General features: G+C 74.4%; 17 protein-coding genes. 5 read left to right on the forward strand and 12 right to left on the reverse strand.

From position 1 onward, the window contains the following. Window positions 1–117 precede the first annotated feature (117 nt). Entirely contained in the window at window positions 118–1,395 is a 1,278-nt protein-coding gene (locus ABZW14_RS16500) for a phytase (protein ID WP_355346470.1), read from the reverse strand. 54 nt (window positions 1,396–1,449) lie between these two features. Between ABZW14_RS16500 and ABZW14_RS16505 the strand changes: the two genes are divergently transcribed. Next, entirely contained in the window at window positions 1,450–2,595 is a 1,146-nt protein-coding gene (locus ABZW14_RS16505) for an SAM-dependent methyltransferase (RefSeq protein ID WP_355346473.1), read from the forward strand. Beyond that, window positions 2,592–3,761, forward strand: coding sequence for an NADH-quinone oxidoreductase subunit D (locus tag ABZW14_RS16510; protein ID WP_204343179.1), 1,170 nt, complete (start codon window positions 2,592–2,594; stop codon window positions 3,759–3,761). Before ABZW14_RS16505 ends, ABZW14_RS16510 begins: the two co-directional genes overlap by 4 nt. 6 nt (window positions 3,762–3,767) lie before the next feature. Here ABZW14_RS16510 and ABZW14_RS16515 read toward each other — a convergent pair whose 3' ends face one another. The 4 genes from ABZW14_RS16515 to ABZW14_RS16530 form a co-directional block, all read right to left on the reverse strand. Next, window positions 3,768–5,738, reverse strand: coding sequence for a hypothetical protein (locus ABZW14_RS16515; protein WP_355346476.1), 1,971 nt, complete (start codon window positions 5,736–5,738; stop codon window positions 3,768–3,770). Window positions 5,739–5,886: 148 nt separating this feature from the next. Next, window positions 5,887–6,891, reverse strand: coding sequence for a glycine betaine ABC transporter substrate-binding protein (locus tag ABZW14_RS16520; protein ID WP_355346479.1), 1,005 nt, complete (start codon window positions 6,889–6,891; stop codon window positions 5,887–5,889). Between the two features lie 159 nt (window positions 6,892–7,050). Next, the gene (locus tag ABZW14_RS16525) at window positions 7,051–7,773 is read right to left on the reverse strand and encodes an ABC transporter permease subunit (protein WP_355346482.1); all 723 of its coding nucleotides are present in this window, start codon (window positions 7,771–7,773) and stop codon (window positions 7,051–7,053) included. Next, a complete protein-coding gene (locus ABZW14_RS16530; RefSeq protein WP_355346485.1) occupies window positions 7,770–8,456 on the reverse strand; it encodes an ABC transporter permease in 687 nt (228 codons plus the stop codon). Before ABZW14_RS16530 ends, ABZW14_RS16525 begins: the two co-directional genes overlap by 4 nt. Before the next feature lie 2 nt (window positions 8,457–8,458). Here ABZW14_RS16530 and ABZW14_RS16535 point away from each other — a divergent pair, with 2 nt between their 5' ends. Further along, window positions 8,459–9,445, forward strand: coding sequence for an ATP-binding cassette domain-containing protein (locus ABZW14_RS16535; RefSeq protein ID WP_355346488.1), 987 nt, complete (start codon window positions 8,459–8,461; stop codon window positions 9,443–9,445). Window positions 9,446–9,476: 31 nt separating this feature from the next. Here ABZW14_RS16535 and ABZW14_RS16540 read toward each other — a convergent pair whose 3' ends face one another. The 7 genes from ABZW14_RS16540 to folP all read right to left on the reverse strand — a co-directional run bounded on the left by ABZW14_RS16540 (window position 9,477) and on the right by folP (window position 14,082). After that, entirely contained in the window at window positions 9,477–9,977 is a 501-nt protein-coding gene (locus tag ABZW14_RS16540; RefSeq protein WP_355346491.1) for a hypothetical protein, read from the reverse strand. Between the two features lie 82 nt (window positions 9,978–10,059). After that, a complete protein-coding gene (locus tag ABZW14_RS16545) occupies window positions 10,060–10,368 on the reverse strand; it encodes a hypothetical protein (protein ID WP_355346494.1) in 309 nt (102 codons plus the stop codon). Window positions 10,369–10,437: 69 nt separating this feature from the next. Next, entirely contained in the window at window positions 10,438–11,667 is a 1,230-nt protein-coding gene (locus tag ABZW14_RS16550) for an ABC transporter permease (protein WP_355346497.1), read from the reverse strand. 118 nt (window positions 11,668–11,785) lie between these two features. Beyond that, complete coding sequence (locus ABZW14_RS16555) at window positions 11,786–12,316, reverse strand: DUF3180 domain-containing protein (RefSeq protein WP_355346500.1); 531 nt, start codon at window positions 12,314–12,316, stop codon at window positions 11,786–11,788. A gap of 19 nt (window positions 12,317–12,335) precedes the next feature. Continuing rightward, window positions 12,336–12,863 (reverse strand): 2-amino-4-hydroxy-6-hydroxymethyldihydropteridine diphosphokinase, encoded by a 528-nt coding sequence (gene folK / locus ABZW14_RS16560; protein ID WP_355346503.1) that lies wholly within the window; start codon window positions 12,861–12,863, stop codon window positions 12,336–12,338. Then, window positions 12,860–13,219, reverse strand: coding sequence for a dihydroneopterin aldolase (folB, locus tag ABZW14_RS16565; protein WP_355346506.1), 360 nt, complete (start codon window positions 13,217–13,219; stop codon window positions 12,860–12,862). The genes folK and folB overlap by 4 nt, the downstream gene beginning before the upstream one ends. Further along, on the reverse strand, window positions 13,216–14,082 hold the full coding sequence (folP, locus tag ABZW14_RS16570) for a dihydropteroate synthase (protein ID WP_355346509.1): 867 nt from the start codon (window positions 14,080–14,082) through the stop codon (window positions 13,216–13,218). The genes folB and folP overlap by 4 nt, the downstream gene beginning before the upstream one ends. Before the next feature lie 360 nt (window positions 14,083–14,442). Between folP and ABZW14_RS16575 the strand changes: the two genes are divergently transcribed. Both ABZW14_RS16575 and ABZW14_RS16580 read left to right on the forward strand, forming a co-directional pair. Then, a complete protein-coding gene (locus ABZW14_RS16575; protein WP_355346512.1) occupies window positions 14,443–14,757 on the forward strand; it encodes a hypothetical protein in 315 nt (104 codons plus the stop codon). 13 nt (window positions 14,758–14,770) lie between these two features. Next, window positions 14,771–15,133, forward strand: coding sequence for a hypothetical protein (locus ABZW14_RS16580; RefSeq protein WP_091317037.1), 363 nt, complete (start codon window positions 14,771–14,773; stop codon window positions 15,131–15,133). The last annotated feature ends 24 nt before the right edge of the window (window positions 15,134–15,157 follow it).

A 15,157-nucleotide genomic window follows, 5' to 3' on the forward strand; every position in this document is an offset into this window, starting at 1 on the left:
ACCGGTCGATCGCAAGTATGCGCCGGGGTCACAGAGCCGAAACAAGCATGTGTGAAAACCTTCACCGACGGCGCGAAGGGGCCGCTCCGGCGGCGCGGAGCGGCCCCTTCTGCTACGTCAGCGCCGGCCGCGCAGGAAGCCCGCGTCGACGAACTTGAAGTCCGTGTCGGGGCGCGCCTCGCCGTCCCCGCCCGGCGTCTCCGGGGTGTTCCGCCCGTCGTGCACCACCAGCAGGCCGCCCGGGAACCCCGGCAGCGGGGTGGCCGTCACCGCAGCGCCGTCGCACTCCTGCGCGCCGTCGACCCGGCCGTCGACCACTGCGAACCGCCCGGTGGGCCGGTTGGTGCGCCGGTCGTAGGTGTAGAAGGTGTCGTCGCCCTGGCTGGAGACGATCAGGGTGCCGGTCAGCCGGCCGGTCCGGTGGATGGTCAGCCCCTCGACGTCCTGGGCGATCCGCCCGCCGAAGCCCGGGTCGGCGGAGTGGTCGGTCACACAGTCGTCCTCCTCGGCGTCGAAGGCCGCCGGGACGCCGTACTCGCGGACCCGCTCGACCGGCTGCGGGGTTTCGGCGAGCCGGCCGCCGGCCAGCCGGGTCCGCCACAGGCCGACCTTCTCCTGGGCCAGGTAGACCACGCCGGTGGCCGGGTCCACCACGGTCCCCTCGACCTGCGGGCCGTCGCCCGGGTCGGTGCACGGCGACCAGGAGGTCCCGTCCGGCAGGGTGAACGTCGACGGCAGCACCAGCCGGTCCACCGGCCGGTAGCTGACCCGGCCGGCCCGCTCCACCAGCCGGAACACCCCCACCGCGGGGGTGCTGCGCCGGCTCACCACCGCGTACGCGGCCCCGGTGGGGTCGACGAAGGTGCCCAGCCCGTAGGCGGTGCGCTGCTCGTTCACCTCGGCCTGGTCGCGGCTGAACGCGAACGGCACGTCCGGCGCGGTGACGTCGGTGAGCCGCCGGGTGGCCGGGTCGATCCGGTAGAAGCGCAGCGTGTCGCGCCCCCGGTCGGTGACCACGGCCAGGTCGGTGGCCCGCCCGGCCAGCCGGAAGCCGGCCACGAGGTCGACGTTGTTGAAGCGGCCGGGCTCGTCGTCGGGTCCCGGGGCCGGCGGCGTGGCGATCGACTGCCGCTCGCGAGCCCGCAGGTCGTACACCCGCAGGCCGCCGTTCTTCGCGGTGGCGATGACCAGGCTGCCCGCCCGGTCGGTCGGGTGCACCCAGATCGCCGGGTCGTCGGCGTCCGCGTCGCCACCGGCCTCGTCGTCGAAGAGGGAGGCGGTCTCGGTCACCGCCCGGACCGGGCGCGGGGCGTCGGCCGCCGGCGCGGCCACCGCGGGGGCGGCGACCAGCAGGAGCGGAACGACGGCCAGCGCGGGGATTGCGGTTCGTCTCATGTCCGCTCACCGTAGGGTCGGCACGGTGACGCCCCCTGAACGAGGAATGAACTGATGGCGCTCCGCTGGCGCGACGCGATGTCCACGGCCCTCTACGGGCCGGACGGGTTCTTCGTCTCGGGTGCGGGACCTGCCGCGCACTTCCGCACGAGCGTCCACGCGTCTCCCGTCTTCGCCTCGTGCCTGTCCCGTCTTCTCGTCTCCCTCGATGCCGCCCTCGGCCATCCCGCCCGGTTCGACATCGTGGACGTGGGTGCGGGTCGGGGCGAGCTGTTGCGGTCGTTGGCGCTCGCCGTGGGGGCCACCACGGCCGGCGCGCGCCCGTCGCCCTCCGGGCCGGCCTCCGCCGGGGCCCTGTCCACCGCGCCGGTTCCGCTGGCCCAACGGGTACGCCTCGTCGCCGTCGAGAAGGCTTCCCGACCGGAGGACCTGCCCGCGGAGATCGAGTGGATGGACGAGATCCCCCAGGGCCTCACGGGTCTGCTGGTGGGCACCGAGTGGTTGGACAACGTTCCGCTGGACCTCGCCGTGAACACCCCCGGAGGCTGGCGGTACCTGCTGGTGGACCCGGCGACGGGCGAGGAGTCGACAGGGGACCCTGTCGACGTCGAAGACGGCTCCTGGCTGGACCAGTGGTGGCCCGCCCCGGCCCCGGCCCCGGCCCCGGCGTCGATCAAGAAGTTTGCGTCGGGAATGGGCCCGGGTTCAGACGCAAACTTCTTGATCAACGGGGTGGGCGGGCGCGGCGAGGTGGGGCGGAGCCGGGATGAGGCTTGGGCGGCGGCGGTCACGCACCTCGACCGGGGGGTGGCGTTGGCCGTGGACTACGGGCATCTGCGGGAGGACCGGCCGATCGGCGGGACGTTGACCGGGTATCGGGGTGGGCGGCAGGTGGCGCCCGTGCCGGACGGGTCGTGTGACGTGACGGCGCACGTCGCCATGGACTCGGTCGCCGCTGCCGGTGAGCGGGTCGCGCGGTGTGCGTACACCCTGGTCTCACAGCGGGAGGGGCTGCGGGCGCTCGGGGCCGACGGCGGGCGACCGCCACTGAGCCTGGCCTCGCGGGACCCGGCCGGCTACGTGCGGGCCCTCGCCGCCGCGTCGGCGGTGGCCGAGCTGACCGACCCGGCCGGCCTCGGCGGGCACTGGTGGCTGCTGCAACCGGTCGGCGTCGCCCTCGATCCGCTCATGGCACGATGACGGACATGACCACCGACGCCGGCGACCTCCGCGAACTGACCGTCGGCACCGGGGCCGGCGGGGAGCAGCTCGGCACCGACATGGTGCTCAACATCGGGCCGCAGCACCCGTCGACGCACGGTGTGCTCCGGCTGAAGCTGGTCCTCGACGGCGAGCGGGTGGTCTCCGCCGAGCCGATCGTCGGCTACATGCACCGGGGCGCGGAGAAGCTGTTCGAGGTCCGCGACTACCGGCAGATCATCGTGCTGGCCAACCGGCACGACTGGCTCTCCGCGTTCTCCAACGAGCTGGGCGTGGTGCTCGCCGTCGAACGGCTCATGGGCATGGAGGTGCCGGAGCGCGCGACCTGGCTGCGGATGGCGCTCGCCGAGCTGAACCGGGTGCTCAACCACCTGATGTTCCTCGGCTCCTACCCGCTGGAGATCGGCGCGATCACGCCGATGTTCTACGCGTTCCGCGAGCGGGAGACCATCCAGGCGGTCATGGAGGAGGTGTCCGGCGGCCGGATCCATTACATGTTCAACCGGGTCGGCGGGCTCAAGGAGGAGGTGCCGGCCGGCTGGACCGGGCGGGCCCGGGCGGCGATCGGTGAGGTCCGCCGCCGGATGCCGGACCTGGACAACCTGATCCGGCGCAACGACATCTTCCTGGCCCGCACCGTCGGGGTGGGCGTGCTGTCGGCGGCCGACGCCGCCGCGTTCGGCGCCTCCGGGCCGGTCGCCCGGGCCTCCGGGCTCGACCTGGACCTGCGACGGGACGAGCCCTACCTGGCGTACGACCAGCTCGACGTGCCGGTGGTCACCAAGACCGCCGGGGACTGCCACGCCCGCTTCGAGGTGCTGCTCGACCAGGTGTACGCCTCGCTGGACCTCGCCGAGCAGTGCCTGGACCGGGTGGACCGGCTCACCGGGCCGGTGAACACCCGGCTGCCCAAGGTGGTCAAGGCGCCCGAGGGGCACACCTACGCCTGGACCGAGAACCCGCTCGGCATCAACGGCTACTACCTGGTGTCGCGGGGCGAGAAGACCCCGTGGCGGCTCAAGCTGCGCACCGCCTCGTACGCCAACGTGCAGGCGCTCGCGACCCTGCTCCCGGGCTGCCTCGTGCCGGACCTGATCGCCATCCTCGGCTCGATGTTCTTCGTGGTCGGCGACATCGACAAGTAGCCCGGGTCAGCCCCAGCGTTCGGTGGCCCGGGTGCCGCCGGCCCGCGGCGCGTCGCCGCGCGGCGGGTAGCCGTAGCGGGCCGGCTCGGGCTCGGCCCGACGCCACTCCGGTTGGCCGCTGCGCTGCGTCGGGGGACGCCACTCCTCCGGCACCGGCACCCCGCCGGCCGGGAGCGCCGGGCGGTGCTCCCCGCCCCGGCCGCCGCCCGCCTCGCCGGCACCGCCGCTGCCGCGCACGGACGCCCAGCGGTCCTCGATCCGGTACTCGGTGCCGCCGCTGTCGGCGTGCACCGCGGCCCGCCGCTCCCCGACGCGGACCTCCCGGCCGTGCTCGTCGTCGCGCACCGCGGCCCAGCGGTTGCCGGTGCGCAGCTCGGACCAGTAGTCACCGTCCGGGTCGTCCGGCACCGCGCGGCCCGCGTCCGTCCCCGCCCAGCCGTCGGCCACCCGGTCGCCGTGGGCGTTCCGATCCCCGTAGCCGTTCCGGTCGCCGTAGCCGTTCCGGTCGCCGTAGCCGTCCCGGTCGTCCTGACCCTGCCAGCTGCCCTGCCCGGCCCAGGTGCCCTGGCCGCCGCGGACGGCTTCGTCGCGCGCGGCGGCGGACCAGGACCGGTCGTCGGCCTGATCGGCGGACCAGCCTCGGTCGTCGCCCTCCCGCGCCGACCGGCTCCGGTCGCTCTCGCGCGCGGAAGACCAGCCCCGGTCGTCGCTCTCGCGCCCGGACCAGCCCGGATCCTCAGTCTCTCGCGTCGACCGGCCCCGGCCGCTCTCGCGCGCGGAAGACCAGCCCCGGTCGTCGCTCTCGCGCCCGGACCAGCCCGGGTCCTCGCCGTAGGCCCGGCCCGTGCCCGCCCAGGGGTGCTCACCTCCGGGTGCGCCCGATCGCGAGGCGTCCTCGCGAGGGCCGGCCGACCCGGACCAGCCGCCGGCGGCCTGGGCGGACCGGGAGCGCTCGTCCCGTCCGGGTCGGGTGCGGTCGTGCTCGCCGTCCCGGTACCCGGCGCGGGGGCGCTCCTCCGGCTCGGCGCCGCTCCACGAGCGCTCGTCCGGCGCCGGGGACCAGCGGCCGGCGTAGCCGCCGTACCGGGTGGCGGCCGGGTCGGTGCCACCGTCCACGATGGTGTGCCGGGTGGTGACGTGCACGGTCTCGGTGTGGTGCACGACCCCGAGCGGCCGGGACTCGGGGCGGACCTCCGGCTCCGGACCGCGCGACGTGCCGTAGACGCCGGCCGACGAGCGGTCCCCGCCGTGAACCCCGGCCTGCGGGCCGTCGCCGCCGTGGACGCCGGCCTGCGGCCGGTCGCCCCAGTAGACCCCGGCCTGCGGGCGGTCGCCGCCGTAGACCCCGGCCGCCGAGCGGTCGGCACCGTGGACGCTCGCCTGGGGGCGGTCCGAGCGGTCGCCGGCGGAATCCGCGCCGTACCGGGTGCCGGGCTGCGGCCGGTAAGCCAGCTCGTCCTCGTCCCGCGCGGGGGGCTGGGCCCGGCCCGGCTCGGTGCGCGCGTGCCCCTCGTCATAGGGCTCGGTGACCGGCACCCGGGCGCGGCCACCGGCCGGCTCCTCGGTGGCGGGCGTGGTGAGCCCCGCGGCGGCGGCGATGCCGGCGGCCGCGGCGTCGAGCCGGCGGCGCATCGCGGTGACCGAATCCTCGGTCCGCTGGGCCTGGTCGAGCGCCTGGTTGCCGCGCTGGGCGGCGGCCCCGATCTCCGCGCGCAGCTGGCGGCGGAGCTGCTCGATCTCCTCGTGCAGTTCCTCCCTGCCGACCGCCCTGCCGCCGGTCTCGGCGCGCAGCGCGACGGACAGGCCGATCAGCACCACCGCCAGGATCGCCAGCACGGCGCCGAACCGGAGCGAGCCGTTGCCGTCGGCCACCAGCAGGATGAGCGCCGCCAGCGGCGCGAGCGCCACTCCGATCCAGAACAGGATGGCCAGGAGCTGGGGACTGCGGTTTCCGGCAGGGGCGACCGAGGCGGGCATGGCTGAGCAGACTACCGAGAGTTGCCCCGGTAGGGAACGGGCCGAAAGCCTCGATGTAGAGCCGGTGACCAGGGTTTCCCTGCCCGGCCACGGCGGCTGCTGCCGTCGCGCCGGCGGGCCGGGCGGCCCGCCGGCGCTGCGGCGGTGGTCAGCTCGCGGCGAGCGCGGCGTCGGAGGAGAACACCAGGCCGACGCTGGCCGCGCCGGTCTTCAGGGCGTTCTTGGTCTGCGGACCGCCCGCGTCGAGCGAGCTGAACGAGCCGGCCTTGAAGTCGTAGACCTCGACGAGGCCGGCCTGGCACTTCGGCCGCTGCGGGCACTCGGGCGGACCGGCCAGCACCGTGGCCGTGCCGGAGCACTTGGCCGCCAGGTCGGAGAGGGTGGCGAGCTGGTACTTGTCGGCGAACGCCTTGGTGACCGCGAAGGCGTTCTGGTCCTGCGCCTGGGCCGGCTGGCCGAAGCTGATGCCCACCTTGTCGCCGGCCGCCTTCAGCGCGCTGACCGTCTTGTCCAGCTCGGGCGAGGAGACCGGCTGGGCGTCCTTGCCGTTGGCCTTGGTGTTGAGGAACTCGGCCATCGTCGCGGCGTATTCGGGGACGACCTGGACCTGGCCCTTCTCCAGGGCCGGCTCGTAGAGCTCCCGGTTGCCGATCGTCTGGACCTTGACCTGGTAGCCGGCCGCGGTGAGCGCGATCTTGTAGAGCTCGGCGATGGTCTGGCTCTCGCTGAAGTTGCCGGCGCCGACCGTCACCTGGCCGCCGGGGCCCTTCTCGACACCGTCGGTCAGGCCGTTGGCGTCGGCGAACTCCTTCGCTGCGACCTGCGGGGTCTTCCGGTCGACGTCGACCGCCCGGTTCAGCTCGATCAGCTTGGGGGTGTCGAGCTTCGCGGAGACCTTGTCGAGCGCGGCGACGAGCTGCGGGGTGGCCGCCTTCGCGTTGACCGCGGGGATGACGTTGTCGGTGTTCTGGAGCTTCTTGTCGTCGGTGAGGACGACCAGCTTGTCGCCCGCCACCGGGGCGCAACCGGCCCCCGAGGCGCCCTGCTGAGGCGCGTCGGTGCCGGAGGAACCGGCGTCACCGCAGCCGGTGAGGAGGGTCGCCGCGGCGAGGACGCCGAGCGCCCCCACGGCCAACCGTGAACGTGCGTGCATCAGTGCCCGCCTTCCGTGTCCCGGCGCGACCCGTCCCGGGCCGGCCGCGTGTCCGACGGGCGGTCCGATCGAACGCCCGCGTCTTCCAGCCAATATCTTCCGGACCCGACCGACAAACTCCGAGCGGAATTCGTCACCGGATCGTCACCCTCGGGGTGTTCAGCCGCCCGCCGTCGCCTCGGCCGCGCGGCGGTTCGCCGCCCGCCGGGCCCGGCGCAGCGGGCGCGGCGTGACCATCCGCTCGACCATGGCCAGCACCCCCTCGACGAGCAGCGCCAGCCCGGCCACCAGCACGCCGCCGGCGATGATCTGGCCGCCGCCGGCCGCGATGTCGAGCCCGAAGCCGGCGCGGATGATCTGCCCGAGCCCGCCGCCGTTGACGAACGAGGCCAGGGCCGCGGTGGCCACCACCTGGACGGCGGCGGTGCGGAACCCGGCCGCCAGGTAGGGCACCGCGAGCGGCAACTCCACCCGGCGCAGCACCTGCCCGCCGGAGAGCCCCATCCCGCGCGCCGCGTCCCGGGCCTCCGGGTCGGCCTGCCGCACCCCCGTGTACGCGTTGGCCAGCAGCGGCGGCACCGCGAAGACCGCGAGCGCGACCACCACCGCGGGCCGGCCGAAGCCGAGGAAGGTCAGCGGGAGGATGGTCAGCAGGGCCAGCGTCGGGATCGCGAGTGTGACGTTGGACACCAGCAGCACCAGGCCGCCGCCCCGGCCGGTGTGCCCGAGCCAGAGCCCGATCGGCCAGGCCACCAGGCAGCCGAGCAGCACCGCCAGCGCGGACATGCTCAGGTGCTCGCCCAGCCGGTCCACGACGCCGCCCGGGTTCGTCCAGTTGAGCGGGTCGTTGAGCCAGACGACCGCCTGCTGCACCGGGTTCATGAGTTCCGTCCCCGCAGCCAGGGGGTAAGCATCCGGCCGACGCCGGCCAGGATCAGGTCGAGCACCAGCGCCAGCAGCACGCAGAGCACGGTGCCGGTCATGATCTGGGCCTTGTAGAAGTTGTTCTGGAAGCCGGCGAAGATGAGCTGCCCGAGGCCGCCCCGGCCGACCACCACGCCCACCGTGACCAGCGCCACCGTGGAGACCGTGGCGAGGCGTACGCCGGTGAGGATGCCGGGCAGCGCCAGCGGCAGCTCGATCCGGAACAGGCGGCCCCAGCGGCCGTAGCCCATGCCCTCGGCGGCCTCCCGCACCTCGGGGGGCACCTGGTTCAGCCCGGCGAGCGCGTTGCGCACGATGACCAGGAGCGCGTAGAGCGCCACCACGGTGAGCACGGTGATCGCGCCGATGCCCAGGTAGGGCGCCAGGAAGGCGAACAGCGCCAGCGACGGGATCGTGTAGAGCACCCCGGTCAGCGCCACGATCGGCGCGGCCAGGGAGCGGAACCAGTACGCGGCCACCGCCAGCGGCAGCGCCACCAGCGCCGCGATCAGCACGGCCCGGGCGGTCAGCCAGGTGTGCTCGCGCAGCGCGGCCAGGATCGTGTCAGAGTTGTCCCGCACGTACTGCCAGGAGAACCACGGGTTACCCGGCGCGGCCCGGTAGCTCAGGTGGAGGGACACACGTGGACGTTACCCCGGGTGCCGGACACGGCGCCGCCTCGATCACGCTGGAGCGCATCCGCAAGCGCTACCCGGACGGCACCGAGGCGGTGCGGGAGCTGAGCCTGGAGGTGAAGGCCGGCGAACTGGTGGTGCTGATCGGCCCGTCCGGCTGCGGCAAGTCCACCGTGCTGCGCATGATCAATAGGCTGATCGAGCCCACCGACGGGCGGATCCTGCTCGGCGACGACGACGTCACCCGGGTCGACCCGGTGACCCTGCGCCGCCGCATCGGGTACGTCATCCAGAACGTCGGCCTCTTCCCGCACCAGACCGTCGCCGCCAACGTGGCCACCGTGCCGGGCCTGCTCGGCTGGCCCCGGGAGCGCACCCGGGCCCGGGTCGACGAGCTGCTGGAGCTGGTCGGGCTCGACCCGGGGCAGTTCGGCCGCCGCTACCCGCACGAGCTCTCCGGCGGCCAGCGGCAGCGGGTCGGCGTGGCCCGCGCGCTCGCCGCCGACCCGGTGGTGCTGCTCATGGACGAGCCCTTCTCGGCCGTCGACCCGATCGTCCGGACCCGGCTCCAGGAGGAGTTCCTCCGGCTCCAGGCCGAGGTCCGCAAGACCATCGTCCTGGTCACCCACGACCTCGACGAGGCGGTGCGGCTGGGCGACCGGATCGCGGTGCTCTCCGAGGGCGGTCGGCTGGAGCAGTACGACACCCCGGCCGCCCTGCTGGGGTCGCCTGCCTCGCCGTTCGTCCGCGAGTTCGTGGGCGCCGACCGGGGCATCCGCCGGCTGGCGGTGACGCCGGTCACCCGCGAGGTGCTCGACCCGCTCCCGGCCGGCGGTGCGGCCGACCTGCCGACCGTGTCCCTGGGCGCCTCGGCGTACGACGCGCTGGGCGGGCTGCTCACCTCGGGCGTCGAGCACGCGGTGGTCACCGAGGACGGCCGGCCGGTGGGCCTGCTCAGCCGCTCCCGGTTGCTCGACCTGGGCGTGCTGGACTGAGCCGTCCATCCCGTCGCCGGCGGGCGACCGGTCAGGCGCGGCCCCCGAGGCTCGCCAGGCCGACGATCCAGCCGGCGAAGAAGCCGTAGGTGACCCCGGTGCTGGCGGCCTGGAAGGCGGCGAAGAGCGAGCCGTGCGGCCCGAGCAGGGTCGCGAGCAGGGCCGTGCACCCGGCGGCCAGGGCGTACGCGCCCCAGCCGGAGAAGAACTGGCTGCCCGAGCTCTCCACCCGGGCCACCTGCGGACCGGGCAGCAGGTAGAGCAGCGCCGCGGCCAGCACGATCAGCAGGATCGCCCGCAGGTTGGTGGCGAGCACGCCCTGCGACGGGTCGTCGGCGTGCAGCCGCCAGGCCGGCCAGGCGAGCAGCCGGAGGAACCAGCCGCCCGCACCGGTGGGGTCGGTGTGGTCCTGCACCCAGCCCACGTACATGGGGCTGCCGCAGACCGCGACGAGCAGGAGCGCGGCGAGCGTGCCGGTGCCGGCGGCCGTGCCGTACGCGGCGACGGTGCGGGGGCGGTTGGTGAGGGCCATGGACCGGTCAGTTCCCGGGCCGCCGCGCCGGGCAAACCTGCGTACCCGCGCGACCGCCGACGGGCGGCGCGTGGCCATCGGCTCAGTGCTTCAGGAGGTAGTCGATGAAGGCGGCCCGCAGCAGCGGCGTGGACTCCGCCTCCTCGTAGCCGTGCCCGGTCATCTCCCGCCACAGGGCGTTGGCCTCGTCGATGATCGGCCCGATCGAGTTGGGCGCGCCGTCCAGGACAGCGGCCTCGTCCGCGTTGGGCATGTGCCGCAGCACCGACCAGAAGAACTCGACGTCGCGGCGCTCCCGGGCCAGGTGGAACGCCTGCTCGCGCAGGTCCTCGGTGGAGAGCTTGTCCAGCTCGTCGAAGGTGCGGCCGCCGGGGGCAGGAGTCTCCGTCATGCCGCCGAGCCTAACCGGCGAGATCAGCTCCGGTCGGACGGACGCGACGCGGCGCCGGTCCGGGCCGAGTCAGCGGTCCCCGTCGTCCCAGCGGCGGGGCTCGCTCTCCCAGCACGGCGACTCCCACGAGTCGACGGTGTCGGTGTCCCGCACCGGCAGCACCGAGGGCCAGGCGTCGGCCGGTCCGGGCGACGGCGTCAGCGCCCAGCCGGTGCTGATCGTGCCGTCGCCGCTCGGCCCGTTGGGGCCGGCCGGCACCCCGCTCGGCACCGCCGGACGCGGCCGGCCGAACGTCTCGACCAGGCGGGTGACCAGCAGCCCGGCGCCGAGGGCGGCCCCGCCCACGGCCCACCGGCTGATCGTCCAGTCCTGCGCCACGGCCCACGCCAGGAACACCTCCACGGCACAGACCGCCAGCAGGGTGCCGAAGATCCCGCCCCGCCGGCCGTACGCGCTGGTGCCGCCGAGCAGGACCGCGCCGACCGCCAGCACCGACCAGTCGAACCCGCTGGTGGGGGCCACCGGCCCGACCCCGTTCGCGGCGATCAGCACCCCGCCGAGCACGGCCAGGACCGTGGAGCCGACAAGCGCCAGCGCGGTCACCGTGGCGGCCACGCCGCCCCGCCGCCGGGCCGGGTCGGCGACCGGCCGGAACCGACCGACCAGCCGGCGGACCGGTTTGATCGCGCCGAAGAGCCCGCCGAGAACGGCGACCGCCGCGAAGCCGACGAAGAGGTAGAGGGCGGTGCGCCGGGGGTCGTAGCCGCCCTGCACCACGATCGGGGTGGTCCGCCGCTCGATGTACACGATCACGCCGGCCGCGCCGGCCAGGCTGGCCGCCCAGCCGGGCACGTGCAGCACCACCACGGCCAGCGCGAGCGCCAGTCCGCCGAGTGCCGCCACCACCAGGGCCGGGAGCAGCGACTCCCGCACACCGCGGTCGCCCTGCTCGGCGAAGTGCAGGGCGGCGGCCACGGCGACCGGCCCGATCGCCAGGTTCACCGCGGCGGCGCGGAGGCTGAGCCCGGCGGCCAGGGCGAGCAGCCCGAGCCCGGCCACGTCGACGAGCAGCGTCTTGAGGGCGGTCCCGCGCAGCGCGTCGGCGTCCTCACGCCAGAGCAGCCAGGTCACCGCGGCCAGCCCGGCCAGCAGCAGGAACTCCCAGACCACGTGCACGGCGATCCGGTCCCGACCGGGCTCGCCGTGGGAGGGGTCGTCGAAGACGTTCTCCAGCACGGCGGCGGGCACGCCGGACGACGTCTCCAGCGGCGCACTCCGGCCCGTCTCGTCGTACGCCATGGCCCGCGCCTCCCACGTGGCAGCCGTGCGGTCCGACGCGCGGGCGGACCGGCGGCGGCCGTTGCTCTCCGGTCGCCAGGCACGGTACCTGCGGGGAAAGGTGCTGGGAACCCCCTGTTCAGAGGCGGCCGCGCGGAGTCTCCCGGTCGCCGGGCTCCCGATCCTCGTCGTCATCCTGCTCGGGGACCCGGCAGGACCGTTCCAGCCAGAGGGCCGCCGCGACCAGGGCCAGTGAGGCGAGCAGCCCGGCACCGCTGGCCGGCCGGTCGCTCACGGCGGCGTTGGTGCGCTCGACGAAGAGCCAGCCGGTCAGCCCCGCGTAGAAGCCGGCGAAGATTGCCCCGGCCAGGGCGGACGCCTTGGCCAGCACCACGAACCGGGCGACCAGCAGCGGGTTCACCGGATCCCGGCCGGGTCGGCGCTCGATCCGGCCCCGGGTGTTGATGGCCGCGTACCCCTCCAGCACGGCCAGGCCGGCCAGCGTGACCACCGGCAGCCAGGGCAGCTCGGGGGCCATCTCGTAGTAGAAGGCGCTGATCAGCAGCCAGGCCAGCGCGGCGGCGGCCAGCGCGGCCACCACCAGCGTGGAGAGCCGGGTCGGACCCATCCGGAAACGGTCGGGGTCGCGCGGGGACTGCGCCTGGCTCATGCCGTCCGGCTCCACAGCGTCATGTGTCCGACTCTAACGCCAACTCGGGGCGCGGACTGAGTTCCAGCGCGTCGGAGGACAGCGGCTCGGCGTTCAGGAGGTCGGTCAGCCAGCCGTGCCCGGGCAGCCGGCCGTGCGGCTCGATGTCGATCCACGGCCGCAGCACGAAGGCGCGCAGGTGGGCCCGGGGGTGCGGGAGGGTCAGCTCCGGATCGGCGCTGTGCACCGCTTCCCCGGCCGCGTCCCAGACGGCGATCACGTCCACGTCGAGGGTGCGCGGGCCGTACCGCCGCTCCGGGTCCCGCGTCCGCCCGGCCGCCGCCTCGGCGGCCCGGGCCCGCGCCAGCCAGTCGCGCGGGGTCGCCGCCGGGTCCGCGACCAGCACCGCCGCGTTGAGGTACGCGGGCTGGTCGGCGTCCCCCCACGGTGGAGTCTCGTAGACGCCGGACACCACCAGCACGGTGTCGCCGAACGAGGCCACCGCGGCACGCAGGTGGGCGAGGCGGTCGCCCAGGTTGCTGCCGATCGACAGCACGGCCCGGGTCATCGGGTACGCCGCATCGTCACCGCCACGTCCCGGAAGGTGTGCGGGATCGGGGCCTCCGGCTTGTGCACGGTGACCGTCGCGGCGGCGACCAGCGGCTCGGCCAGGCAGACCGCGAGCAGCCGGTCGGCGAGCGTCTCGATCAGGTTGACCGGTTCGCCGGTGATCACGGCGACCAGCTTCTCGGCCAGCTCGCCGTAGTGCACGGTGTCGGTCACCTCGTCGGAGCGGGCGGCCGGGGCGAGGTCGAGTTCGAGGACCGCGTCGACCACGAACTCCTGTCCCTGGGCGCGTTCGAAGTCGTAGACGCCGTGCCGGCCGTGCGCGCGCAGGCCGGTCAGCTCGATCCGGTCGGTCATCGCTCCTTCTCCTCCGTGGTGGGCCGGGCGAGGCGTGGGCGGCCGGTGGCCCGCCAGACGGCGAGCGCGTCGGCGGTGCCCCGGACGTCGTGCACGCGGACCCCCCAGGCGCCGGCCGCCACGGCGAGCACGCTGGTGGCGACGGTGGCCGCCTCCCGCTCGGCGGTGGGCCGGGGGTTGCCGTCGGCGTCGGCCAGCAGCCGGCCCAGGTAGGACTTGCGGCTCGACCCGAACAGCAGCGGGAAGCCCAGGTCGACCAGCTCGGGCAGGCGGGCGCTGAGCTCCCAGTTGTGCGCGGCGGTCTTCGCGAAGCCCAGCCCGGGGTCGACGATGATCCGGTCGGCGGCCACCCCGGCGGCCAGCGCCTCGTCGACGCGCCGGCTCAGCTCCGTCCGCACGTCGGCCACCACGTCGGTGTAGCGGGCCAGGTCCCGCATCTCGCGCGAGTGGCCCCGCCAGTGCATCAGCACCCAGGGGCACCCGGCGTCCCGCACCACCCGGGCCATGTCCGGGTCGGCGAGACCGCCGGAGACGTCGTTGACCACGTCCGCGCCGGCGGCGAGGACCGCCTCGGCCACCCGGGCCCGGCTCGTGTCGATGCTGACCGGGATGCCGGCGGCGCTCAGTTCGCGGATCACCGGCAGCACCCGGGCGATCTCGGTCTCCGCGTCGACCCGCTCGGCACCCGGCCGCGTCGACTCGCCGCCCACGTCGACCAGGTCCGCGCCGGCCGCCCGCAGTCGCACTCCGTGTGCGACGGCGGCGTCCAGGTCGGCGTATCTGCCGCCGTCGGAGAAGGAGTCGGGCGTGACGTTGAGGACGCCCATCACCACCGGGGTCTCCGCCCGTACCAGATCGGTCACGGACCCGACAGTACCGGTCGCCAGCAGGGCTTCCGGCGGCCCGGGCAACCCCGCCCGACGACGGCTCTGACGTGCCGATTGGAACAGGTGTACGATCGGTCTTCGGGTCCGTTCCGGGTCGACTCTTCGCGGGTTGTCGCAAAGGTAACCGGGCCGTACGCTTTGGAATTGCCCAGCATCGAGATGGCGAAGCCTGGAGGGAGGGCCGAAGCGGGAACAATCCCCCCAAAGCTCACCACCCTCCGTGGTGGGTGACGAACGCAGCGTCGCCGACGCTGTGTGCAACGAGCACCATCCCGCCAGGCTTTGCCCACATGCACCACCGCGGCGCCGCCGGCCGCGACCTTGGGGAGGTTTCCAGTGATCGCCATCGAGCTCATGGGGACGGCGTCCGCCGCCGTCGACCACGCGCTCCACACCCTGGCGTCGACTCCACTCGCCGAGCCCGCTCCCAAGGGCATCGACACCAGCGGTGTCGTCTCCTTCTTCGCCAGCAAGATCGCACCGATCCTGCTCGCGGTGCTCGGCGTGATCTTCATCGGCCGGGCCAGCCGCGGTGAGATCTCCAAGGTGCTGACCAGCTCGGCCATCGCGATCATCGGGCTGGCCTTCATCGCCGGCGCCGCCACACTCTTCTTCGTCGGCGACTACCTGATCAACCTGATCTTCGAATAGGCGTTGGGCGACGATGCGGCTGCGCACCGACGACGACATCTACCGGGCACGCCTCGTCTACCTGGGGCCGCCCGGGTACACCCTTCCCGTCCACCTGCCGTACGCCCAGTACGGCCTGTTCATGCTGCTCGTACCCCTCTACATGTTCATCCACTGGCTGTTCACGCTCCAGGTCGAGCTCTTTCCCGCCTGGGAGATCTCGCTCGCCATCGTGACCACCTCGTTCATCTTCCGGTACGTCGACCCGGACCGGCCGGCGCGCATGGTCATCCGGACCGCGCTGACGGACTGGCGACGCACCCGGGAGCCGGCCGCCGAGCTGCGCGACCCGCGCCTCGTCGCGAGCCGGATCAGGATCCGGGAGGAACTGGCATGACCGGGCGTACGCCGACGGCGCAGA

It is taken from the genome of Micromonospora sp. NPDC004551 (genome assembly GCF_040609975.1).
Classification (GTDB): domain Bacteria; phylum Actinomycetota; class Actinomycetes; order Mycobacteriales; family Micromonosporaceae; genus Micromonospora.

Excerpts from the sequence above, each read along its gene's own strand:
- ABZW14_RS16500 (WP_355346470.1), bottom strand. The coding sequence starts at position 1,395 with ATGAGACGAACCGCAATCCCCGCGCTGGCCGTCGTTCCGCTCCTGCTG.
- ABZW14_RS16505 (WP_355346473.1), top strand. The coding sequence starts at position 1,450 with ATGGCGCTCCGCTGGCGCGACGCGATGTCCACGGCCCTCTACGGGCCG.
- ABZW14_RS16510 (WP_204343179.1), top strand. The coding sequence starts at position 2,592 with ATGACGGACATGACCACCGACGCCGGCGACCTCCGCGAACTGACCGTC.
- ABZW14_RS16515 (WP_355346476.1), bottom strand. The coding sequence starts at position 5,738 with ATGCCCGCCTCGGTCGCCCCTGCCGGAAACCGCAGTCCCCAGCTCCTG.
- ABZW14_RS16520 (WP_355346479.1), bottom strand. The coding sequence starts at position 6,891 with ATGCACGCACGTTCACGGTTGGCCGTGGGGGCGCTCGGCGTCCTCGCC.
- ABZW14_RS16525 (WP_355346482.1), bottom strand. The coding sequence starts at position 7,773 with ATGAACCCGGTGCAGCAGGCGGTCGTCTGGCTCAACGACCCGCTCAAC.
- ABZW14_RS16540 (WP_355346491.1), bottom strand. The coding sequence starts at position 9,977 with ATGGCCCTCACCAACCGCCCCCGCACCGTCGCCGCGTACGGCACGGCC.
- ABZW14_RS16545 (WP_355346494.1), bottom strand. The coding sequence starts at position 10,368 with ATGACGGAGACTCCTGCCCCCGGCGGCCGCACCTTCGACGAGCTGGAC.
- ABZW14_RS16550 (WP_355346497.1), bottom strand. The coding sequence starts at position 11,667 with ATGGCGTACGACGAGACGGGCCGGAGTGCGCCGCTGGAGACGTCGTCC.
- ABZW14_RS16555 (WP_355346500.1), bottom strand. The coding sequence starts at position 12,316 with ATGAGCCAGGCGCAGTCCCCGCGCGACCCCGACCGTTTCCGGATGGGT.
- folK (WP_355346503.1), bottom strand. The coding sequence starts at position 12,863 with ATGACCCGGGCCGTGCTGTCGATCGGCAGCAACCTGGGCGACCGCCTC.
- folB (WP_355346506.1), bottom strand. The coding sequence starts at position 13,219 with ATGACCGACCGGATCGAGCTGACCGGCCTGCGCGCGCACGGCCGGCAC.
- ABZW14_RS16580 (WP_091317037.1), top strand. The coding sequence starts at position 14,771 with ATGCGGCTGCGCACCGACGACGACATCTACCGGGCACGCCTCGTCTAC.